The 23758-nt window shown below is 41.1% G+C and carries 23 protein-coding genes; all 23 read right to left on the reverse strand.

What is annotated here, in order from left to right; genetic code table 11:
• Positions 1–42 precede the first annotated feature (42 nt).
• Positions 43–1122: a tartrate dehydrogenase gene (locus CE058_RS01705; protein WP_163139872.1), complete on the reverse strand. Its 1080-nt coding sequence runs from the start codon at positions 1120–1122 to the stop codon at positions 43–45.
• A 10-nt stretch (positions 1123–1132) separates the two neighbouring features.
• A complete protein-coding gene (locus tag CE058_RS01710; protein WP_163139874.1) occupies positions 1133–2128 on the reverse strand; it encodes a hydroxyacid dehydrogenase in 996 nt (331 codons plus the stop codon).
• Between the two features lie 20 nt (positions 2129–2148).
• Entirely contained in the window at positions 2149–3342 is a 1194-nt protein-coding gene (locus CE058_RS01715; protein WP_163139876.1) for a thiolase family protein, read from the reverse strand.
• Positions 3343–3386: 44 nt separating this feature from the next.
• Positions 3387–4559, reverse strand: coding sequence for an acyl-CoA dehydrogenase family protein (locus CE058_RS01720; protein ID WP_048009227.1), 1173 nt, complete (start codon positions 4557–4559; stop codon positions 3387–3389).
• A 27-nt stretch (positions 4560–4586) separates the two neighbouring features.
• Complete coding sequence (locus CE058_RS01725; RefSeq protein WP_163139878.1) at positions 4587–5363, reverse strand: enoyl-CoA hydratase/isomerase family protein; 777 nt, start codon at positions 5361–5363, stop codon at positions 4587–4589.
• A 16-nt stretch (positions 5364–5379) separates the two neighbouring features.
• Positions 5380–6060, reverse strand: a complete 681-nt coding sequence (locus tag CE058_RS01730; protein WP_204260499.1) for a 3-oxoacid CoA-transferase subunit B — start codon at positions 6058–6060, stop codon at positions 5380–5382.
• A complete protein-coding gene (locus CE058_RS01735) occupies positions 6023–6757 on the reverse strand; it encodes a CoA transferase subunit A (RefSeq protein WP_163139881.1) in 735 nt (244 codons plus the stop codon). The genes CE058_RS01730 and CE058_RS01735 overlap by 38 nt, the downstream gene beginning before the upstream one ends.
• 27 nt (positions 6758–6784) lie before the next feature.
• Positions 6785–7633, reverse strand: a complete 849-nt coding sequence (locus tag CE058_RS01740; RefSeq protein WP_163139883.1) for a 3-hydroxyacyl-CoA dehydrogenase — start codon at positions 7631–7633, stop codon at positions 6785–6787.
• A 123-nt stretch (positions 7634–7756) separates the two neighbouring features.
• Positions 7757–9238, reverse strand: a complete 1482-nt coding sequence (locus CE058_RS01745; RefSeq protein ID WP_163139885.1) for an aldehyde dehydrogenase family protein — start codon at positions 9236–9238, stop codon at positions 7757–7759.
• 25 nt (positions 9239–9263) lie between these two features.
• The gene (locus tag CE058_RS01750; protein WP_163139887.1) at positions 9264–10439 is read right to left on the reverse strand and encodes an LL-diaminopimelate aminotransferase; all 1176 of its coding nucleotides are present in this window, start codon (positions 10437–10439) and stop codon (positions 9264–9266) included.
• Between the two features lie 311 nt (positions 10440–10750).
• Positions 10751–11071, reverse strand: coding sequence for a hypothetical protein (locus CE058_RS01755; protein WP_163139889.1), 321 nt, complete (start codon positions 11069–11071; stop codon positions 10751–10753).
• A gap of 182 nt (positions 11072–11253) precedes the next feature.
• Positions 11254–13494, reverse strand: a complete 2241-nt coding sequence (locus CE058_RS01760) for an ATP-binding cassette domain-containing protein (RefSeq protein WP_163139891.1) — start codon at positions 13492–13494, stop codon at positions 11254–11256.
• A gap of 716 nt (positions 13495–14210) precedes the next feature.
• Positions 14211–14606, reverse strand: a complete 396-nt coding sequence (locus tag CE058_RS01765; protein WP_163139893.1) for a hypothetical protein — start codon at positions 14604–14606, stop codon at positions 14211–14213.
• A gap of 3 nt (positions 14607–14609) precedes the next feature.
• Entirely contained in the window at positions 14610–14762 is a 153-nt protein-coding gene (locus tag CE058_RS01770; protein ID WP_163139895.1) for a hypothetical protein, read from the reverse strand.
• Positions 14763–15077: 315 nt separating this feature from the next.
• Positions 15078–15926, reverse strand: coding sequence for a hypothetical protein (locus CE058_RS01775; protein ID WP_163139897.1), 849 nt, complete (start codon positions 15924–15926; stop codon positions 15078–15080).
• A gap of 7 nt (positions 15927–15933) precedes the next feature.
• Positions 15934–18357, reverse strand: coding sequence for a heavy metal translocating P-type ATPase (locus CE058_RS01780; protein WP_163139899.1), 2424 nt, complete (start codon positions 18355–18357; stop codon positions 15934–15936).
• Positions 18358–18593: 236 nt separating this feature from the next.
• The gene (gene copZ, locus CE058_RS01785; protein ID WP_048009215.1) at positions 18594–18800 is read right to left on the reverse strand and encodes a copper chaperone CopZ; all 207 of its coding nucleotides are present in this window, start codon (positions 18798–18800) and stop codon (positions 18594–18596) included.
• 13 nt (positions 18801–18813) lie between these two features.
• The gene (locus CE058_RS01790; protein WP_163139901.1) at positions 18814–19161 is read right to left on the reverse strand and encodes a metal-sensitive transcriptional regulator; all 348 of its coding nucleotides are present in this window, start codon (positions 19159–19161) and stop codon (positions 18814–18816) included.
• Positions 19162–19281: 120 nt separating this feature from the next.
• Positions 19282–19911, reverse strand: a complete 630-nt coding sequence (locus CE058_RS01795) for an NAD(P)/FAD-dependent oxidoreductase (protein WP_048009213.1) — start codon at positions 19909–19911, stop codon at positions 19282–19284.
• An 18-nt stretch (positions 19912–19929) separates the two neighbouring features.
• Positions 19930–20934: an ABC transporter ATP-binding protein gene (locus CE058_RS01800; RefSeq protein ID WP_163139903.1), complete on the reverse strand. Its 1005-nt coding sequence runs from the start codon at positions 20932–20934 to the stop codon at positions 19930–19932.
• Positions 20927–21898 (reverse strand): ABC transporter ATP-binding protein, encoded by a 972-nt coding sequence (locus tag CE058_RS01805; RefSeq protein ID WP_163139905.1) that lies wholly within the window; start codon positions 21896–21898, stop codon positions 20927–20929. Before CE058_RS01805 ends, CE058_RS01800 begins: the two co-directional genes overlap by 8 nt.
• 3 nt (positions 21899–21901) lie before the next feature.
• On the reverse strand, positions 21902–22759 hold the full coding sequence (locus CE058_RS01810) for an ABC transporter permease (protein WP_163139907.1): 858 nt from the start codon (positions 22757–22759) through the stop codon (positions 21902–21904).
• Positions 22752–23729, reverse strand: a complete 978-nt coding sequence (locus tag CE058_RS01815; protein WP_048009209.1) for an ABC transporter permease — start codon at positions 23727–23729, stop codon at positions 22752–22754. The genes CE058_RS01810 and CE058_RS01815 overlap by 8 nt, the downstream gene beginning before the upstream one ends.
• Between the last annotated feature and the right edge of the window lie 29 nt (positions 23730–23758).

Here is a 23758-nt window from a genome sequence, read left to right on the forward strand (position 1 = left end):
TTTTCTTTCCCTGTCATTAACTTTTATACACCTCGCGTACGCCTAACTTAGACGTGCTTTCAACTTCTTGCAGATGTAATCGCCAACTTGCTCTGTAGTCGATTTACCCCCCAGGTCCGGAGTCAGCACTTCCTTTTCCTGCAATACATCTTCCATGGCATCAATGATGGCTTTTGCTGATTCTGACTGCCCCAAGTGATCAAGCATCATACTTGTACACCAGATAGATGCAAGAGGATTTGCTATACCTTTACCGGCTATATCCGGTGCCGAGCCATGAACAGGTTCAAACATGGATGGATATTTCTTTTCGGGATTGATATTGGCAGAAGGTGCAATCCCCAAGCCTCCCACAATGGCTGCACCCAGGTCTGTTAAAATATCACCAAATAAATTGGAAGCTACAACAACATCCATCGTCTCTGGCTTGCTGACAAAAAAGGCTGCTAAGGCATCAATATGAACTGTATTGCTTGTCACTTGCGGATACTCCTGATTAATCCGTTCAACATATTCGTCCCAAAATGGCATCGTGTGGTTAATGCCGTTCGACTTTGTAGCTGCAGTTACATGCTTCTTTTTGCCTTGCTTTTCGGCAAGATCAAACGCATATCTAAGGACCCTTTCTACTCCCTTGCGCGTAAACACACTGGTTTGCATTGCCATATCCAGATCTGTTCCTTCGTACATTCTGCCTCCGATACTTGAATACTCTCCTTCATTATTTTCTCTAATGACAATGAAATCGAGCTGTTCAGATGTTTTTCCCGCTAATGGAGAATCCAGGCCCTTTAAAAGCTTCACCGGACGCAGGTTGATATATTGTTCGAATTGACGCCTGATTGGCAGCAATAAGCCCCATAGCGATACATGGTCAGGCACTCCAGGATATCCAACGGCCCCCAGAAAAATAGAAGCGAAGTCTTTCAATTGTTCCAGACCGTCGTCCGGCATCATCTTGCCATGCTTAGCGAAATATTCACAGCTCCAGTCAAACTCTTTGTAAGTTAAGGAGAATCCGCCATGAAGATTACATATGGTATCTAATACTTTCTTCCCTTCCCGAACAACATCCACTCCAATGCCGTCACCAGGAATCAGGGCAATTGAATAATTATCCATACTTGAGCTCCTATTCTATTATTTTTAAATTTAAAACTTCAGGATTTGCAAGAAATTCAGGTCTTTTTCCATTAAGTACATTAATTACATTTTTAGCAACGGTAGTGGACGTAATGAAATTACATTCAGCCGTTGTACCGCCTACATGGGGTGTTAGAACCACATTAGGCAATGAAAGCAGCGGAAGATCCCGGGCTGGCGGCTCAGGATCAAATACATCAAGTCCAGCTCCTGCAATTTTCCCGTCTCTTAATGCCTCATATAAATCATCTTGATTTACAACCGCTCCCCGGGCCGTATTGATTAAATACGCGGATGGCTTCATGATTGAAAGCAGCTTGTGATCAATTGAATATCTAGTTGAATCATTTAAGGGAATATGCAGAGATATAAAATCCGATTCCCGGAATACTTCTTCCAAGTCTGTATTAATTTTAATGCCAATTTCCTCAGCTAAGCCGTGCTTTTCTGGATGATACTCCCTCACCCAGGCAGTTACGTCCATTTCAAAGCCAAGTTTTAACCGTTTAGCCGCTTCTTGAGCAATGTTTCCAAAACCAATCAGGCCAGCTTTTTTGCCCTTCAGTTCATGAGGAATAAGATAATTTCGCGAATTATAATCTCCCTTTCTCATCTTGCCGTGAAGCGGAATAACAGACTTAGCCAGTGCCATCACAAGCATGACTGCATGTTCCGCTGTTGATACTTTATTGACAGACGGTGCATGCAGGACGGGAATCCCCCTCTGTGTTGCATATTCCACATCAATATTATCAAGTCCGACTCCTGCACCGGAAATGACTTTTAAGTGAGGATTTGCATCAATCACTTCTTTAGTAATTCGAGCAGGTGCTCTCAAAACAATGCCGTCTGCTCCCTTCACCATCTCGCATAAATGGTCTGGGCTGTAATTGTCTGTTTGAATCACTTCTGCACCTTCACGCAGAAGCTTTTCTCCTTCTGAATGATACATTGGAAGTATTTGCAAAACTCGCGGTATACGCATGTAATATTCCCTCCAGCACTTTATACTCGCAGATTTTCAACGATCGTTGCGATACCCTGACCGCCGCCAATACAAGCGGTGATTAAACCATAGCGGCCGCCTCTTCTTTCAAGCTCATTCATGATTTTGACAGTCAAGATGGCTCCGGTTCCTCCAATTGGATGCCCTAAAGCAATAGCACCGCCATTAACATTTAATTTACTTCTATCTATATTCAGCTCTTTGACAACAGCCAGTGCTTGAGCAGCAAAGGCTTCATTCAGCTCTATAAGGTCAATGTCATCAAGAGTCAGCCCTGCCAGCTTAAGCGCCTTCATGACAGCCGGCACTGGGCCAATACCCATAATTTCCGGTGATACCCCGGCAGCTGCTTGTGCAATAACCTTCAGGCGAGGGCTAAGGCCTCTGCTAAAGGCTTCTTCCTCAGCCATCATCACCAATGCAGCAGCTCCATCATTGCGTCCGCTCGCATTTCCCGCTGTAACAGTTCCGCCTTGCTTAAACACAGCCTTTAAAGAAGCAAGCTTTTCAAGACTCGTTAAGCGTGGATGCTCATCTGTATCAAAAACAATCTTTTCTTTTTTCATTTTCACTTCATATGGAATGATTTCCTCTTTAAACGTCCCCTGCTGGATAGCGGCAGCAGCCTTTTGCTGACTTTCAAGGGCAAATTCATCCTGTTCTTCTCTGCTGATATTATATTTTTCAGCGAGGTTCTCAGCTGTAAGTCCCATTGTCAGATTACCGTATACTTCAATCGGCTGTGCCCTTGGCTGGCTTTCTGTATTCGGGTCCACAATTTCTGCATTGCCTGCACCATACCCATATCTTGCCTTCCTCAAATAATAGGGAGCCGTACTCATGCTTTCCCCGCCGCCGGCAAGCACAATGTCAGATAATCCGCACTGGATTTGCTGTGCTGCGTTATTGATCGCCTGCAATCCTGATCCACACTGGCGATGAACGGTGTATCCCGGCACCTCGACAGGAAGTCCGGCTCTTAAAGCTGCCAGCCTGGCTAAATTGGGGACATCTGAACTTTGTTTCGCATGTCCCCAAACCACTTCATCCACTTCTGACCCTTCCAGCCGGCTTCTTTCAAGCACTCCTCTCATTACTTTTTCTGAAAGAAAATCAACCTCTATATCCTTGAGTGTACCGCCCATCCGTCCAATGGCAGTTCGAACACCATCAATTATAACTGCGTTTCTCATGGTTTCCCCCTTGATAGATGTGGTGTAATCTATATGAAAATTGTTTATCGACTGTTCACAGGCAATTTCTTATGAAATTCCCGGTTCAGTTCGCCGGCAATAATGTTTTTTTGAATTTGGCTGGTACCTTCATAAATTTTCGTAATTCTAGCGTCCCGGTAAAAGCGTTCAATTGGATAATCCTTCATATACCCGATGCCGCCGTGTATTTGGACAGCTAAATCAGCCACGCGATTATATACCTCAGATCCATATAACTTTGCCATGGCTGCTTCTTTGACTACCCTCTTTCCCTGGTCAGCCATCCAGGCTACCCGATAAGTCATGGAACGGAGCACTTCAATTTCCAATGCCATATCTGAAAGCATGTGCTGAACAGCTTGCTGTTCAAAAATCGGTTTGCCAAACTGTTCCCGCTGCATAGCATAGCTCATGCTGAGTTCAAGCAGCTTTTCACATGAGCCCAGATTTCTGGCTGCAAGCCCGGCTCTGCCATTTGCGAGAATTTTCAATGCGTTCACATATCCTCTGCCTTCTTCTCCAAGAACATTTTCTGCAGGCACCTCGCAATTTTCAAAGAAAAGCTCAGCTGAATGGGAACCGCGAAGGCCCATTTTCCGCTCTACTGCACCAACGATAAATCCAGGAAAGTCTTTTTCCACAATAAATGAAGTGATTCCTTTTGCCCCTTTACTCGGATCGGTGACAGCCATCACCGTAAAAACATTTCCGCAGACCGCATTCGTAATATAATGTTTGGATCCATTTAATATATATTTATCTCCCTTTTTCTCTGCCTTCGTCTTCAGATTCGAGGCATTAGAACCTGCACTCGGCTCCGTCAGCGCAAATGCGCCAATCCATTCACCGCTTGCCATTTTAGGAAGATATTTTTCCTTTTGTTCCTTTGTTCCCAGCTCGACAATTCCCGCCGTACCGATGCCAGTATGGGCGCCGATTAACGTTGTGTATCCATTATGGGTTTTTCCCAGTTCTTCATAAATAGCACATTTCCCAACCCAGTTTAGACCCAAGCCGCCATATTCCTCTGGTATACTTAATCCGAATAGTCCCATTTCCTTGGAACTCTCAACGATATGGCTTGGGATTTCATCATTCTCCTCAATTTCCATCGCCACCCGCTCTACTTCTCCCTGCACATAGTCTCCAACTGCTTTTTTTAGAAGCTGAATGTCCTCTGAAAATGTAAAATCCATCATTTTTCCCCCTAATTGTTGGATTGGTTATTTACCTTTAAATTGTGGTGTTCTTTTCTCCAAAAAGGCTTGTGTTCCTTCCAATTTATCTTCCGAGCCGATTAAGATAGTCTGGGCAAGCTTTTCCAAATAAAGCGCCGTTTCCATTTCCATGTCTGCTCCGCGATTAACGGCTGCCTTCGCCATTCTTAAAGCGAGGGGTCCTTTTACACTAATTCTTCTGGCATATCCTTTTGCCGTTTCTATCAGCTCCTCCTGCGGAACGGCTTTGCTGATCAAATTCAATCTTTCCGCTTCTGCAGCAGTAATGACATCACCAGTTAAGATCAGTTCCATTGCTTTGCCTTTTCCAATAATTCTGGACAGGCGCTGAGTTCCGCCTGCCCCCGGCATAATTCCTAATCCCACTTCAGGAAGGCCAACCTTAGCATTTAATGAAGCTACACGGATATCACAGGCTAGTGCAAGCTCCAAGCCCCCTCCTAAAGCATATCCATTTATTGCAGCTATGGTCGGCTTTTCATAGTCCTCAATTTTCCGGTATGTTGCAGTCATATTTGGCTTAAGAGCATCGATCATGGTCCTTTTGCTTAGCTGGCTTATGTCTGCACCCGCGGCAAAGGATTTTTCACCTGCACCTGTAAAAATGATGACGCGGATATCCTCATCGCCTCTCATTTTTTCCAATGCTGTTTCTATTTCCAGGAGAGTATCAATATTTAAGGCGTTTCTCAATTCCGGACGATTAATAATGATAAAACCAATACCTTCTTCAGCACGGACTAAAATATTATTAAAATCCATATTTAACACCTTTCTATTAAACAGGCATTTTCTTCAGATTTTCTGAAATGATAAATGCGGCATCTGTCAAATTTCTAATTTCATCAATAGAGCTGGACTCAGATATTTCTTCGAGATATAATTGTCCATTGGTTATTTTGAATACTGCTTTTTCTGTCACGATCATTTCCGCTTTTCGTATCCCGCTTGCAGGGTAAGTTAGGGATTTAACAATTTTCGGAAGATGATCTTTAGTTACATGGGTGATGGCTATAATAATCTTTTTAGCACTCGCCACTAAATCCATAGCACCGCCAACTCCCAAAATATCCTCACCAGGGACTGCCCAGTTCGCTATTTCTCCTGATCCGCTTACTTGAAGTGCACCTAAAACTGCCACATCAATATGCCCTCCGCGAATCATGACAAACGAGTCAGAACTTGAGAAAATGGAGGCGCCTATTCCCAATGAAATCGGATGTTTGCTGGCACTTATCAGGTCCATATCGATTTCTTCCTTTGGCGGAGTCGGCCCCATTCCCAATAACCCGTTTTCTGATTGCAAATACACCTTGCTTTCAGGTTTTAAATAGTTCTGTATTAAGGTGGGAATCCCTACTCCAAGATTAACAACTGAGCCTTCTGGGAGCTCCATGGCAATTCTTTTTGCAATTCTCACTTTATCTGTATCCAGTTTTTTGCCGGCAACGCTCAACATACTCACCCCCTATTTTTTCATAGCGATCATTTATAACGACCATATCAACAAAGGAATGCGGGGTAACTATCTTTTCAGGATCAAGAGTACCTGCTTCAACTATCTCATCCACCTCGGCAATAACCAGTTTGGCAGCCGTTGCCATCATCGGATTGAAATTCCGGGCTGTTTTTGAATAAATGAGATTTCCAAGTGTATCCGCTTTTTCAGCTTTTATAAGAGCCACATTTGCTTTTAAGCCTCTTATGAAGATATACCTTTCCCCATCAAAAGTGCGTTCTTCTTTCCCATCTGCCAGCTTGGTACCGACAGCCGTTTTGGTATAAAATCCTGCAATTCCCGCACCTCCTGCACGAATCGCCTCTGCAAGAGTACCCTGAGGAATGAGTTCAATCTCCAGCTCACCGTTTTTCCATGCTTTTACCGCATCGCGATTCGATGTAAAATAAGAACCAACTGCTTTTTTTACATGATTAGAGATTAATAGTTTTCCTAAGCCTTTGCCTGCTTCCCCTAAGTTATTGCTGATGATCGTTAATTCTCGGGCATGATCTGTTTCTGTAATGGTGTCTATCAGTGTAAAAGGAGTGCCGCAAAGACCGAAACCTCCTACTAATACACTGTCTCCCCGCTGAATAAACTGAACGGCTTCTTCTGCTGTAACAAGCTTTTCACAGTTGTTGTTAGTGTTGTTCATATTACCGGCCTCCAATTCGGTCCAATGCTAGACTTCATATTCGTAAAATCCGATTCCTGATTTGCGCCCGAGTCTACCGGCTTTAACATACTTAATCAGGAGCGGACATGGACGATATTTTTCACCCAGGGTTTTATGCAAATACTCCATGTTTCTCAGTCTCGTATCCAATCCAACCAAATCAGCGAGCGCCAAGGGACCCATTGGATGATTCAGGCCAAGCTTCATTGCTTTATCAATATCCTCTGCAGAGGCAACACCCTCCATAAGAAGATTCATCGCCTCATTGCCGATCAGACAATTCATCCGGCTGGTAACAAATCCAGGAAACTCGTTAACTTCTACTGTTTCCTTGTTCAGCTTCCTGCCTATTTCTTTAGCTTTATCTACAGTCTCGTCTGAAGTCTGTAAACCTCTAATAATTTCTATAAGCTTCATTTTGTGAACAGGGTTAAAAAAGTGCATGGCAATACATTTTTCCGGTCTGGATGTTTGTGCGGCAATCTCTGTGGGGCTCATGGTGGAAGTGTTGGTTGCGAGAATCGTATGCTCCGGACAATATTGATCAAGCTGTTTAAAAATGTCGATCTTTAACTCCATCATTTCAAAAACAGCTTCAATAACTACATCAGCATTTTCTGCAGCCGTTTTTAAATCAGTTGTAAATTCTAAACTGCTGAGAGCAGCTGTTACCTGATCATGGTTCAAGTAGCCTTTTTCAGCGCTTTTTCTCATTTCTGTTTCAATATAATTTTTTGCCTTATCCAGATTCTCTTCGTTTACGTCATGTAAAAAGACGTGGAAGCCTCCAAGTGCGGCTGCATAAGCGATTCCTCTGCCCATCACACCAGAACCGACAACTGTTAACGTTTCCATACTAAATTGCTCCTTTTGAAAAATTGTGGTAGTTTTCCTCATTACTCTTTAGGTTTTATATTAAAAAAAGGAGTTTAAAAACTTCTTAAACTCCTCTTCTATCATTGCTATCTGATAACAATATTAATAGTTATCTATCTGCGCTCTCTGCAGCTTACCGCTGTAATCCACGTAAATGGATTTCCATTCCGTATAAACATCCAGAGATGCTACCCCAGAATCTCGATGGCCATTGCCCGTTCCTTTCGTTCCGCCGAATGGAAGGTGAATTTCTGCTCCGGTTGTTCCCGCATTAACATAAACAATACCAGTATCCAAATCTCTCATAGCTTCGAAAGCCTGATTGACATTTTGAGTATAAATGGCGCTGGAAAGACCGAATTCTACCATATTATTAATTTCAATGGCTTCTTCCATACTTTGAATGGGAATAATGGAAACGACTGGCCCAAAGATTTCTTCCATGGCGATTCTCATATTCGGTTTTACATCTGTGAAAATGGTCGGTAAGTAGAAGTTTCCTTTGTCCAAACCATCACCATTGGCAATTTTACCGCCAGCAAGCAGCTTCGCTCCCTCTTCCTGGCCTATTTTCACATACTCATCGATTCTTTCAAGGGAAGAACGATTAATGACAGGTCCAACTTTAACTGTTTCATCCAGCCCATTGCCAAGCTTCAGTTCTCCAATGCGATCCAGCAGCTTTCCTTCAAGTTCTTCTTTTACATCTTTGTGCACCAGGACACGGCTTGTAGCGGTACATCTTTGGCCGCTGGTTCCAAAAGCCCCCCAAAGGATTCCTTCTACAGCAAGATCAAGGTCCGCATCCTCAAGCACCGTAATGGCATTCTTCCCGCCCATTTCAAGAGAAGTACGCTTTAATAGAACTCCTGCTTTGCCATTGATATCTCTGCCAACTTCATTCGATCCTGTAAAAGAAATTAAATCGATGTCCGGATGTTCAACCATTGCATCTCCAACTACACTTCCCGATCCATGAACAAGGTTAATTAAGCCTTTTGGCAGACCTGCCTCTTCATAAATTTTCACAAATTCAGCTGCAAGAATTGGAGTTTCAGTCGCCGGCTTCCATACAATAGCATTACCCGTTACAAGAGCAGGAAGCGACTTCCATGAAGCAATCGCGATTGGGAAATTCCATGGAGTGATCAATCCTGCCACTCCAACAGGTACCCTGACACTCATGGCAAATTTATTGCGAAGCTCGGACGGAACTGTATCTCCAAACATTCTGCGTCCTTCGCCTGCCATGTAGTACGCCATATCAATTGCTTCCTGTACTTCTCCCCGGCCTTCGTCAATCACTTTTCCCATTTCACTTGTAAGGATTTGAGCCAAGTCTTCTTTTCTTTCTTTCAGTAAAAAAGCAACCTGATAAAGAATTTCAGCACGCTCTGGGGCTGGCACTAATCGCCAGGATTTTTGAGCGGTTTTCGCAGCTTCTACAGCTCTGTCAACATCGTCTTTTGCTGACTGTGTTACTTCAGCAAGAACTTCACCTGTTGCAGGATTTAATACAGATGCAGTTTTGCCAGTTGACGACTCACACCATTCACCATTAATAAAATTTAATACTTTCTTCATTTAAAAAACCTCCAATAGTTATTGATTATCCTATTACAATTTTTAATTTCTCTTTTATCCGATTAACTGCTTCATATAATCGCTCATTGGGCACGGACAGGGATACTCGGAAATACCCTTCTCCAGAAGGCCCGAAAGCATTGCCAGGAGTAAGAATAACACCAGTCTGCTCCATGACGCTCGAAACAAATTCGGCAGAAGTGTAGCCATTAGGCACTGGGGCCCATATGAAAAAACTTCCTTTTGGCGGAACAACTTTAATCCCAATACGGCTCAGACCGTCGAGCATCGCATTCATCCGCTCTTTATAGATAGCGTTATGCTTTGCAATACACGTTTGATCACTGTTTAAAGCAAAGGCTGCTGCCTTTTGGACGGAAGTCAGCTGACCCGTATCCGTATTGCTTTTATACACAGAAAGCGCTTTAATAATCTTTTTGTTTCCCACCGCATAGCCTATTCTAAATCCTGTCATGTTATAAGTTTTAGATAAGGAGCCAAACTCTACAGCAATGTCTTTTGCTCCATCCGCTTGAAGAATGCTAGGTGCTTTGTAGGAATCAAAAGTAACCATATTATAGGCAGAATCATGCGCAATCGGAATTTGGTGATTTTGCGCAAATTCAATCGCTTCCTCAAAGAATTCAATATCCACTGTAGCTGAAGTCGGGTTCCCGGGATAATTCAAAAACATAAGCCTTGCCTGATTCAGAATATCATCAGGTATGGCATTCAGATCTGGCTTGAAATCATTCTCCCTGGACATCGGCATGTTATGATACCGTCCATTTGCCAGCAGCGTAGCCATTCGGTAAACAGGATAACTTGGATCCGGAATAAGCACATATTCACCGGGATCCACTAGAGTTGGAACCAAATGAGCTATCCCTTCTTTGGATCCGATCAAGGCAAGAACTTCTGTTTCTGGATCCAGCCTTACCTGATACTGCCTCCAATAGAAATCTGCCACCGCCTGCTTGAACTCCATACATCCAGAAAAACTGGGATACTTTAAATTGGCGGGATTCTGAGACTCTTGTACAAATTTCTCAATAATATGGCTTGGAGTTGGCAAATCTGGATCTCCTATCCCCAAATCAATGATATCGATACCTGCTTTTTTCATAGCTTCTTTCTTTTTATTGATCTCTGCGAATAAATAGGGAGGTATTTGCCCTACTCTATCTGATGAAAAGTTCAAAGGCTCACCATCCTGACCAAATAAATTTTCGTAAATTCTGAAAATTGATCTTTCATACTATTAATTTAAAGGATTAAATAGTAAATCACTATGGTTGATTTGAACAAAAATTCAACCTATTTTCCAATAGGTTCCGTACGTTTTTTACAAAAAATTTTTTTCAACGGATAAAAGCCACTATAAAAATATTTTTTTAGTTCGTCCTTTTTCATTTCAGGTGTAAAACGATTAATATAAGAAGTAAAAAAAGAAAAAGAATGTCCCGGATATGCAGACATTCTGTCTTTGTATATAACTATCTAAGGCCCTCATTATGGTCTGTAGCCATAAGCAAACGAAAATAAAATAAGGAAAAACATAAACAGAAAAGAAGATGGAATCAAACTTATAAGAATAAAAATCTTAGCCTTCTTGCTATGCGTTTTGGTAAACCACTTAAAATAGATGAAAATCAAAATTGCTGCAAAGGGCAGAAACAGGTAATTCGCGATGGTTTCAACCCATCCTGAATTTTGGTCCCAATAAGCATCAAGCACTGGGGATATTCCTTCGAATTCCTTATCAATCCTGTTTTTGACGGTAATAAAATAATAGGAAACGACAATATAGTAAGCGACAATGACGCTTTTCATCCACCATACAATATACTTGTTGAAAACGACAATGATAAAGATAAGCAGCAGTGTAATGAAAAAGCCTGTGTATTGTTCGATTCTAAAAACCTCCTAAAAAGGATTTGACTCATCTCAAATAACCAATAAAGAAAATGGCCATTGAAAAATTCCATGGCCATTTGATCTATTATGCTTATTCCTTACAGATGCTGTGCCGTAACCGAACGCTCACATTCCAAAATTCCTGCCGGCGGACCTTCGTACAGAATTTCACCGCCCCCTGCACCTCCATCAGGACCTAGATCCACGATCCAATCACTTTTCCGGATAACGTCGAGATTATGTTCGATGACGATTACGGTATTGCCCTTTTCCACCAATTTATTAATGATTTCCAGAATATTGGAGACATCGGACATATGCAATCCTGTCGTTGGTTCATCGAGAATATAAATACTCCCTTTTGTATTCAGTTCCTTTGCAAGCTTTAGCCTTTGGCATTCGCCACCTGACAGGGTGTTCAGAGGCTGTCCCAGTGACAAGTAGCCAAGACCGACTGTTTCCAGGGCTTTAAGTTTTCTCTGAATGTCTTTTGCCTCAAAGAACTCCACAGCATCTGCTATAGACATCTCCATGATCTCAACAATATTTTTGCCCTTATATAGGTACTGGAGCACATCCTGCCTAAAACGGCTTCCATGACAGTCACTGCATTCAACTTCCATTGCATCCATAAAAGATAAATTGATTTCAACCGTACCGGTCCCCCCGCATGTTGGACATCCCCCGGTCGAATTGTAGCTGAATAATCCGCTTTCCACTCCATTGGCATCAGAGAAAGATTTTCGAATCGAATTCATAATGCCGGTGAAAGTTGCCGGATTGGACCGGATGTTGGCATGGACCGGGCTTTGGTCAATCCGGATGGCCTCCGGAAAATTTTTTGCAAACACTTCATTCACAAGAGTGCTTTTCCCGGATCCTGCTACCCCTGTTATAACCGTAAAAACCCCTTTGGGAACAGAAAGACTCACATTCTTTAAATTATGCAGGCTGCTTTTCCTGCTTTCCATAAACTCGGAAACCGGTCGCGGATTCGTGTTGATCTCTGCACTGCGGTTTAAGTAATTGGCAGTTAATGTATCAGAAGAAAAGAAATCCTGATAACTTCCGGTATACATGATCTCTCCCCCGTGTGTTCCCGCATGCGGCCCCACATCAACGATATGGTCGGCTATTTGGATGACGTCCGGATCATGCTCGACAACTAAAACGGTATTGCCTCTGTCCCTCAGCCGAATCAGCAATTCATTTAACCGGTAGACATCCCGCGGATGCAGGCCGGTGCTGGGTTCATCAAATATGTACATTAAGCCGGTTAAGTTACTGGATAAATATTTTACCATTTTCACCCTTTGGGATTCACCGCCCGATAGTGTCGGCGTTTCCCTTGTCAGATCCATATAGCCAAGCCCAATCTCACAAAGGTTTTGCAATCGCTCCATGATCCCGTCATGAATTGGCTTTGCTTCAGGTGAAGTAATCTGTGGAAGCGTTTGGATTAGCTGATCCAATTGCATGGATGTCAGGTCATGGATGGTATAACCTTTGATTGTGGATGAAAGCACCTTTTCATTGTAGCGTTTTCCTCCGCATGACGGGCAATCAGTCATGGTGCTGAAATTCTTCAGGAGCTTCTCGCCAGCCTTTGAAGTCTCTTTGTCCCTCTTGACATGCTGACGCATGAATTTGACTGCAAGGCCCTCATAGGTTGCATTCATATCATTATTCATATAACTGACTGTTACTTTTTGCGGCTCTGCATGGACAAGCTTATTAAATTCTTCTTCTGTATAATCTTTGATCTTCTTATCAATATCGAAAAATCCAGATTCCGCATATGCCTTCCATTGCCATGTTCCAGGTCCAAACCCCGGAAGCAGAATAGCACCTTCATTTAAGCTTTTTTCCTTATCAAGAGCAGCATCAAGATTGAGTGTAATAATTCTCCCAATCCCTTCACATTTCGGGCACATGCCGCTGGGATCATTGAAAGAATAGGCGTTGCTGTACCCTATATGAGGTTCTGCAAACCGGGAGAATAACAGTCGAAGGAGAGGATTAATATCTGTAGCGGTTCCAAGTGTGGATCGGGCATTTCCCCCGAGCCGTTTTTGATCAACAACAACGGCAGTAGAAAGATTGTTGATTTCATCTGCTTCCGGGCGGCTATACCTCGGAAGAAAAAGCCGCTGAAAACTGCTGTAGGTCTCATTTAACTGCCGGCCTGCCTCCTGGGCAATCGTATCAAAGACGATGGATGATTTACCGGAACCAGAGACACCTGTAAAGATCGTTATCTTTCCTTTTGGAATCTGCAGATTAATATTCTTCAGATTGTTTACTCTGGCATTGAAAATTTCGATGAATTCCTGCTTCACACAATCAGCTCCTTTTGATTCATTTTTCGTATGTATGTATTTGGCGCGGAGAATTATCATACCAATAGTGGAAAACAAATTGCAATAATATTCTTTAATTATTGTAAAAAAACTCAAGCACCATACCTTAGAAAATGAATTCTCTTCAAATGCATGAATACCTTCCAAATGTTAACAATTATTGAAATTCCAAAGGAATATGTAAGAAATTAACGAAGTAAGAAGATAAGGAGGTGAGAAACAGCAATGACTCTCCTTTTTTATAAAGCGATGGAGGCCTTTAAGAAGGATGCGGAGCGCCTGGAAAAAGAAAAGCTTCAAAAGGAAAAGTCAAATGAGAAAAAATCAAAATAATGAGTTACTCTTTCATTCCCCATGGGGGGATTTTTTTTGCAATATTGAGCAGCAGTTTTCCCAACGGAGAACAAAGGGCTGCACTTCCGGTTCCACATTGAATTTTATTCTCAGGAAATTCCCGACAACTGTTCCTCCCTGTTCTTCTATAAGTCTCTGAAGCTGAGCAAGAGCGCCGCAAAATTCAGGATAGGAGGTATCTCGAATTTAAAACTGGTAAATGGTGTAAATATGGCAAACAATCATATAATAGTAACAATTATTCCATTACTTGGCTGCAAACGAGTAACTGGAGACTTTACATTCGAAAAAAAACCAAAAAAAGCTAACGCTCTCACGCCAGCTTTATGTTTTTATTCAGATTAAATGGCCTTTGCTATGTAATATTCCAATTCCTCTTTCAGGCTGCAGGTTTCGCTAAGCTTTCTGCTATTCTCAGCAAAAGAGTCCCTGTTCCCCGATTCTAAATCCTGATCTATTTTATAGTGCAGATAATTGATTTTCAAATCTATATCTAACTGAGATGATATGTATTCATTTCTAAAATATCTCTCTATATCCTCAATTGCCATGTAAAAAGCCTGCTGTCCATTAATCACCACAAGCGCATACCATCCCAAAAATGTGTATTTTCGGTCAGGAGTAACCTCAATAAAATCTCCCTTTTGAAAGTGCAGTATATTCACATGATCAGCATCAGGACAAAAGCAATCGACTTGATGTTCAAATTCCTCTATTGCGATATAAAGTTCACTCATTTTTCAACTCTCCCATATGTCAAATTCAGCTGCTCCGATAAGATCCAAACCGCAGCAAGGGCAGCTGTCATCGTTACATTCATCAGCTTCCATATCCGCTAGATATCCGCACCAGCCGCAAACATATTGTTCAATCGACTTAACTCCCTCCTTCATAGTGGATATCTTATGTAAAATCCAGTGATAATGATTATTATTCGCAAAATCTATTTTATATGAAAATGATTATCAATGTCAATGAGAATGAGATACGGTATCTGCGGCCAATTACAGACCTGGAACTCCAATGACAACCGTTTTTACTAGCTCCTTCTCTTTTCCGCGTAATGGAACTCTTATGTCGACCATTTTCTCAGCACCTTTGTATTCCTAATCTATCACCTCCATCAAAACCTAACTTCACATATGAGAATATTTTTAAAATGTCAATATAAAAACGGTTCCCCTATCTAAAAGGAACCGTTTTCCAGCCTACTTTATCTCAATTACATATGGGAAGACAAAAACCTCTCCATCAAACTGAAACTCTGCCCAGATTTTATAGATTCCTGGATTTATAAACTCTGTTTCAAACAATGGTTCGTTACCCTCAAGCGGGTGAACATGAATATAGTTTTCCGCCTTTTCATCAAGAATGACCACATGTCCCAATGCACCAAGATATTGTTCAGGAACTTCCCCATTTAAATTAAATTTCAGCTTAATTTGTTCATTTACCTTGAATGAAGAAAGAGCTAATGATGCAGAATGGCCACCAATTTGCTTGGATAGATTGCTATCAGGCTCAAGGGAATTGTGCTCGTGATCTCCGTGATCTTCTCCTATTACAAAAGGAACAGGCTTAACATTATAGGCCAAGTCTTTTGGCTTTATATCAATAAAAGCCTTATATTCACCTGGTTTTAGGTTGTGTTTCACCTTAAATATACCAGGCTCATCCGTTTCAGGATGTAAATGTTTGTACTCCTTCAAGTCTGAGCTGACAACGATTAAATGAAGGAGCTTTTCATGGTTTACTTCTAAATCGGAAACAATTTCTCCATTATTATTTTTTAAGGTGATAATGATTTCTTCATTTTCGAGTTGGATTAGTGGCTGAACATCACCTTCCACACTGGTTTCTGATTCATGTTCATTGTGGCTGTCATCGTGTCCGCTATCTTCTTCACTGGCTGCATCTTTAGTTTTTTCATCATTATTATGTGCCTCATCGGTATGACTCACTTCTTCTGCACCTGTTTCCGAATAGGAGCTGTACGCATAATATGCCCCCATAACAACAAGCAGATAAGCAATTGCTGAAACCATCCATTTTTTCATATTAAATTCACCTCTCTAATTTTACTCTTTGCAGACGAAGTGCATTAAGCACCACAGAAACTGAACTGAATGCCATTGCTGCCCCTGCAAGCCAAGGAGCTAGGAATCCTACTGCTGCAATCGGGATGCCAAGTGAATTATATGCCAATGCCCAGAATAAATTTTGCTTAATATTGCGGATTGTCTTTTTACTCATTAAGATGGCATCAGCGATACTATTGAGATCCCCTCTAATGAGCGTAATATCCGCAGCCTCCATCGCAACATCCGTTCCGGTTCCAATCGCCATGCCAATATCGGCTACTGCCAAAGCCGGTGCGTCATTAATTCCATCACCAACCATCGCCACCTGTTTCCCTTGAGCCTGCAGTTTTTTCACTTCATCAGCTTTGCCTTCAGGAAGCACTTCCGCAATTGCCATGTCAATTCCTACTTGATTTGCAATCGATTGTGCGGTACGTTTGTTGTCACCTGTAATCATAATCACTTCAAGTCCAGCATCCTTCAAACGTTTAATCGCTGCTTTTGACGTTTCCTTTACAGTATCAGCCACAGCTATGATTCCAATAAAACCTCCGTCAACTGCGACAAGCATGGCAGTCTTTCCGTTATCCTCGAGATTTTCCATTTTTCCTATCATGGAATCAATAGAAATATTAAATTTATTCATTAGCCTTCTTGTTCCAATTAGCAATTCTCGTCCATTAACAGTCGCTTTGATTCCGTGCCCCGGAATCGCTTCAAATTCTTGTACGTCTTGCAAAGAGATATTCTTTTCTTTAATCCCCTGCACAATTGCTTCTGCCAATGGATGTTCAGACTGTCTTTCCGCTGAACCTACTAATGTAAGAAATGTTTCTTCATCCATATTTCCTTCAATTAAAATATCAGTTAATACGGGCTTACCGTTTGTCACTGTACCCGTTTTATCTAAAATTACAGTAGTAATTTTATGTGTTCCTTCAAGGTGTTCGCCGCCTTTAAACAACACTCCATATTCTGCCGCACGTCCAGACCCTGCCATGATAGATGTTGGGGTTGCTAGACCAAGCGCACACGGACAAGCAATAACAAGGACGGCAATAAGTTTTTCAAGGGCTTCACCAAATTCACCGGGACTCACCCATAAATACCAGATTAAGAAAGTTACAACTGCAATTCCAACAACAATTGGGACGAATATACCCGAGATTTGGTCCGCTACCCGTTGAATAGGCGCTTTAGAACCTTGAGCTTCTTCAACGACTTTTATAATCTGGGCTAAGGCTGTATCTCTTCCTACCTTCGTTGCTTTCACTTTTAAGAACCCGTTTTTATTGAGTGTTGAGCCTATTACCGAATCTCCGATTGATTTACTGACAGGGACACTTTCACCCGTTAACATCGATTCATCCATTGCGGAGCGGCCTTCTACAATTTCACCGTCAACGGGTACTTTCTCACCCGGTTTAACATAAACGATATCCCCAACAACTACTTCCTCGAGTGGGATTTCCATTTCACTGCCATTCCGTAACACCATAGCTGTTTTTGCCTGAAGACCCATTAGCTTTTTAATTGCTTCTGAAGAGCGGCCCTTGGCCCGAGCTTCAAATAATTTACCTAAAATAATTAAAGTGATTAAGACAGCACTGGTTTCGTAATACAGCTCCACCATATGTGCATTTGACCCAATTGATTGAATCGATTGATATAAGCTGTAGAAAAAGGCAGCGGATGTTCCTAACGCCACCAGCACATCCATATTGGCACTTTTATTCCGAAGGGCCTTATAAGCACCTACATAAAATTGCTTACCTACAATAAATTGTACAGGTGAGGCAAGAGCCAGCTGTACCCAGGGATTCATAAACATATCTGGGACATAAATAAAGGACGTAAATTCAAAATGCCCAACCATCGACAACAATAATGGAAGGGATAGAATCAATGAAAAAATAAATTTCCCTTTTTGTTTCTCCACTTCCAATGCCCGGTAATCAGCAGTATCTTCACTATCCTTCTTTAATTTTGCTTCATAGCCAATTTTTTCAACCTTGTTGATCATGTCCTGAATGCTGACTTCTGAAGGATTATATTCTACAGTTCCTGTTTCGAGCGCCAGGTTTACCGTCGTGCTTTTAACACCATTCAGTTTGTTTAACCCTTTTTCAATGCGGGTGGCACAGGCTGCACATGTCATTCCGATTAAATCAAATTCGGCTTTTTCTTTAACAACATCATATCCAAGGTCATAAACCTTCTTTTCAAAATTCGCAACTTCCGTGACCTCCGGATTATACAAGATTGATGCTTTCTCTAATGCTAAATTAACATTTGCACTCTCGACGCCTTCCATTTTATTTAAGCCCTTTTCGATGCGGGTGGCACAGGCTGCACATGTCATCCCAGAAATAGGTAATTGAACTTCTTTCAAGGCTGCACTACTCATCATTTCACTCCTTTACCCGGTCGGGGATAGATAGAAATAATTCCTTTATACTCATATACTATACCCCTCTACCCTATATGTCAATCGGTTTTACTCAGATAACGAAAATTTTAGTTGTTTATTTTCTTTTATGTAGAATCACAAGAGTAAATAGCTAAGCTGATATTATAGTCAGATTTATAAAAACAGAACGTGTTCTATATACACGTTCTGTTTTAACAAGCATTATAAAAAGTTTACTTCACGTCATATCCTTGATCATCAATGGCTTCTTTAATTTTCTCTATAGATACTTCCGCTGAACTAAACTCTACATCAACTGTACCATTTTCAAGGTGAACATTTACTTGTGAAACACCTGCTAATTCTCCAACGCTGCCTTCAATTGCTTTCACGCAGTGTCCGCATGACATACCTTCTACATTTAGTGTCACTTTTTCCATTTTTAACAACTCCTTATTTTTTCATTAATTTTTGAATCGTTACAAGAACCTCGTCTAACACTTCCGTGTCTCCTTCTTGAAGCCGGTCTGCCACGCAACCCTTAAGATGTCCTTCTAAGAGGATTTTTGCTACGCTATTTAGTGCAGACTGAGTAGCAGAAATTTGAGTAATCACGTCATCACAGTAAGTGTCTTTTTCGATTAATCCTTTTATTCCCCGGATCTGTCCTTCAATACGATTTAAACGTGTAACCAGGTTATTCTTTACCTTATCGGAGTGATGACTTTTTCTGTCAGTTCCAATAACACAGCAGCTTTCTTCTTCAGGTAACAAAGGATTGCTTTTTGTCTCGAATACCATTTGGTTTCCCTCCTTGCACTTTTATTATATTATACCCCCGTATAGTATGTAAAGCAGGAAGCATTTAAAAATTTAAAATAGGAAGAGTTAACGTAAAAGTCCCTTACATGTCCAATAAAACTAAACTTTAATATTCTCCAGAATGAATTCCCGTCCAATTCTATTCACAAATTTATGAAACCCTTCTCTTTTCCTGCCATTTTTTTGATATATATCAATCACTTTTTCAACGGCAGAATACAATTCATCTGGAGTGAGTTTATTTAGTAAGAGTGTTCCTGCTTCGGCATCCCTCCCTTTTGATTTACCGCCAATATACAGATCGTAATGATCCTGCATTTTCATGATGCCAATATCATTTATAAGTGGTTCACCGCAGCCTACCGGACAGCCTGTATAAGCAGCTTTTAATGTAAAAGGAACTGGCTTGCCCGAAATACGACTATTTAATTCCTTAGCTATCGGCATACCTTCTTCTTCTGCTCCTTTACAAAAATTGCATGTTCGCAAACTTTTCACAAAACTCCCCACAGGGTAACAATGCAGCCCTGCTTTTTCAAATTCTCCGATAATTCTATCTTTATCATCTTCAAAAACTTCAATATAAATCTGTTGAAATGTGGTTAATTCAAGTTGGTCATTATCATCCATATGCTTTGCGATTAGGAGCAATTGTTTCGCAGACAGTTTCGCCCCAAAATCAATACCGCCGTTTACTGCAATCTTTATTTTCTTCCTCTTGTTGTCCATCTTTTCATATCCTTTCTTTTAAGATGTCTTTTCCAATAAATCAGTATGACAATGGCAGGATACTAAATGGCCGCTATTCACTGCTTCCAGTTCAGGAATATGCGAATGACAAACACTTTCTTTATGAGGACATCTCGATACAAAAGGACAGCCCTTTTCATCCCTTGTGGCATCAACCTCTCCGTCAAGTATCAGTTTTTCTCTATTCTGGATGAAGTTATTCAGGTCCTTTACAACTGCAACAAGTGCTTTTGTATAAGGGTGTGAAGGATGCTGGATAATTTTTTTCGTCGGTCCTATTTCAACGATTTTCCCTTGGTACATAACAGCAATCCGGTCACACATATAACTGGCTGTAGATAAATCATGTGTAATAAACATCATTGTCAGACCCATCTTTTTTCTTAAATCCAGCAATAAGTTTAAAATGCCGGCTCTCACGGAGACATCAAGCATAGATGTTGGTTCATCTGCAGCTATAAAGGATGGTTTTAATATGATGGCTCTCGCAATGGCAATTCTCTGCCTTTGTCCTCCGCTTAACTGATGAGGATATCTATGAATAAAATCTTCAGCAGGTTTTAACTCGATTGCTTCGATTGCTTCAGTGACTTTTTTAACTTTTTGTTCGTATGGCAATTCTTTTTCATGAGCATTTATTGGTTCCATTAATATATCAAGTATTCTCATTCCAGGATTTAGGGTATCATAAGGGTCCTGAAAAATCATTTGCATTTTTTTTCTGAATTGATATGTTTCAGATTCTTTTAATTTGCAAAGGTTAACTCCATCAAAGTTTATTTCTCCGCTTGTTTCTTTCATCAAACGCATGACCATTCTTGCAGTTGTAGTTTTGCCGCACCCGCTTTCACCAATAATGCCCAGAATTTCGCCCCGCTTTATTTCAAGATTTACGTTATTGACTGCATAAACATCTACTTTCTTTCTTTTTAAGAACGTTCCAGATTTTTTTATAAAGGTTTTTTTCAGATTATTGACTTTTAAAAGAATTGAATTATCCATTTTGTCCTTCCTCCTCTAAAAAGCAGGCTATGTAGTGGCCAGGACTAACCTCTTTCAAGTCTGGACTTTCTTGACGACATTTATCGAAAGCGTAAGGACACCTTGTATGAAAACGGCAGGAATTAGGGAAATTCACTAGATTTGGCACACTTCCAGGTATAGACACTACTTCCTTCTCCGGTTCACTTAGATCAGGCGTAGCGTTTAACAGCGCCCGGGAGTATGGATGTCTGGCATTGTTCAAAATATTATCAGTCGCTGCCCATTCTACAATTTTCCCAGCATACATAATGGCAATTTTTTCGCATATAGCTGTTACCATAGGTAAATCATGGGATATAAGAATAACAGCAAGATTCATTTTCTTTTGAAGGTTTTTAATAAGGGCAATTACCTGTGCTTGCGTTAAAACATCCAGTCCGGTTGTAGACTCATCTGAAATGACCAGCTTCGGATTGCATGCCAATGCCATTGCAATGGCCACTCTTTGCTTCATCCCTCCACTGAATTCGTGGGGATAGCTCTTCCATCGATCACCATCAATCCCCACCAATTCAAGGAGAGTTTTTGTCCTCTCCAGAGCTTCGGTTCTATTAACATCCTCGTGAAGGAGGATCGACTCCATTATCTGATCTCCCACTGTAAAAATAGGATTCAATGCATTCATGGCACTTTGCGGAATCACAGAAATCTCTTTCCATCTTAGTGAATAAAGCTCCTTCTCAGAAGCCTTTAGAAGGTCTTTTCCATTTAAAAAAACACTTCCAGAAACCACTTTTCCCGGGTGTTCTATTAATCTTAATATAGATTGAGCAACTGTTGTTTTGCCGCAGCCGGATTCACCAATTAATCCTAGCATTTCACCTTCATCTAAAGTAAAGGACACATTCTCTACTGCCTTAGCTATTCCTTTATCCGTTTTAAAGTACGTAGAAAGGCTCTCTACAGATAACACGGTGCTCATGATTTATCGCTCCTTTCGTAATCTTGGATTCAGGACCTCTTCAAGCGAATAGCCTGTAAATGCAAACCCAATGACCAATGTGGTAATCAGCACTCCCGGCGGTAATACCCACCAAATCCATGCATCTGTTAAAAAAGCGCCTCTAGCCTGAGCATAATATAGAATGGTTCCCCAGCTTTTTGTAAAAGGATCGCCAAGGCCGAGAAAACTCAGGGAAGCCTCTGTTAAGATGGAGTTGCTTGCTGCCAAAACAAATTGGGAAAGAGCAATCGGTATGACACCCGGTAAAATGTGACGGGAAAGGATGACTCTAATATTGGTGCCAATTGATTTTGCAGCCTCCACGTATCCTTTTGTTTTTAATGTTAGTACCTGTGACCTTACTACCCTGGCTGGACCAGCCCAGGAAAGCAGACTAATAACAAGTATAATATTCCAGAAACTTGGGCCTATAAAAGCTGCTAATAAAATCATCAGTGGCAGAAATGGGATTACAAGCACTAAGTCTACCAATCTCATGCAAAATGCATCAACCCTGCCGCCATAGTAGCCTGAAATCACTCCAACAAGGCATCCAATAAGGATGGATATTAAAGCAGCAATAACTCCTATTAAGAGTGAAATCCTTGTTCCATATAAAAGTTCACTTAAAATGTCTTGTCCTACATCATTTGTCCCCAATAAAAATTTTGTGTTCGGTTCGGTAAAAGGGGCTCCCACTCTTTCAGTCGGGTCAAACGGTGCAATGATTGGTGCAAGGAGTGCAATCAGCAAAAAGATAATTAAAAGCCATAAACCAAAAACACCAAGACTATTAGAGGTAAGTACTTGCCAATAACTTTTCCATTTTTGATTAACCATTGCCGCTTCCCACCTTTGGATCCAATAAAGGATAAATTAAATCGGCTAGAAAATTAGCAATAACTACACTGAAAGTGATAATTAAGAATGTTGCCTGGATCAGAGGATAATCTCTGCTTAAAACCGATTCAAACATTAACCGTCCTACACCAGGGTAGGCAAATACAGTTTCAATTACTGTAGCACCGCCCAATGTAAAACCTAAACTCAACATGAATACTGTTGCAACGGGAAGAAGTGCATTTCTCATCGCATGTTTATATTTAATAACCTTATCCTTAACTCCTTTTGCTTTTGCCATCATAATATAATCTTCGCCAAGGACATTTAACATTGAATAGCGCATAATCATGAACGTACTTGTTACAGATATTAAAATAAGAGTTGTTAGCGGCAGGATGAGATGCTCACCAATGTCAATCAATCTATCAATACCAGAGAGATTAGACCAAGCACTTTCCGCTCCGAAAACTGGAAGCCAGCCTAATTGAGATGCAAAAACGGATACTAAGATCATCCCAACCCAGAAAGAAGGCATCGCACTTAAAAACATGAAAACTGTTAGAAGGTTAGCATCCGTTTTTGTCCCCCTGCGCCAGGCAGAAATGGCCCCAAACATTACACCGATAATTGTAGAAATTACAAGTCCCAGTCCAGTAAGCAGCATTGTCCAAGGAAGACGCTCCATTAACAGTTCAGAGATTTGCCTTTTTTGTTGATACGAATATCCAAAATCACCGGTTAAAATATTTTTTATATAAGTGCCATATTGTTCCAGGAGAGAGTCATTGAGTCCGTGTTTATCTAATATGGCCTCTTTTTCAGCACTCGACATAAAGCCTACATCTTCCCCTGCTAAAAACACTAATGGATTTCCCGGCATAAGCCGCGGCAATAAAAAGTTAAGCGTCAGCATTAAAAATATCACGATTAAGTATTGCAATAGCTTGTTAGCAATAAATTTTCCCAACTCATTCACCTCCAATTATGTCATTCATT

The sequence above is a fragment of the Bacillus sp. 22-7 genome (assembly GCF_010628845.1).
Taxonomy (GTDB): Bacteria; Bacillota; Bacilli; order Bacillales; family Cytobacillaceae; genus Cytobacillus; species Cytobacillus firmus_B.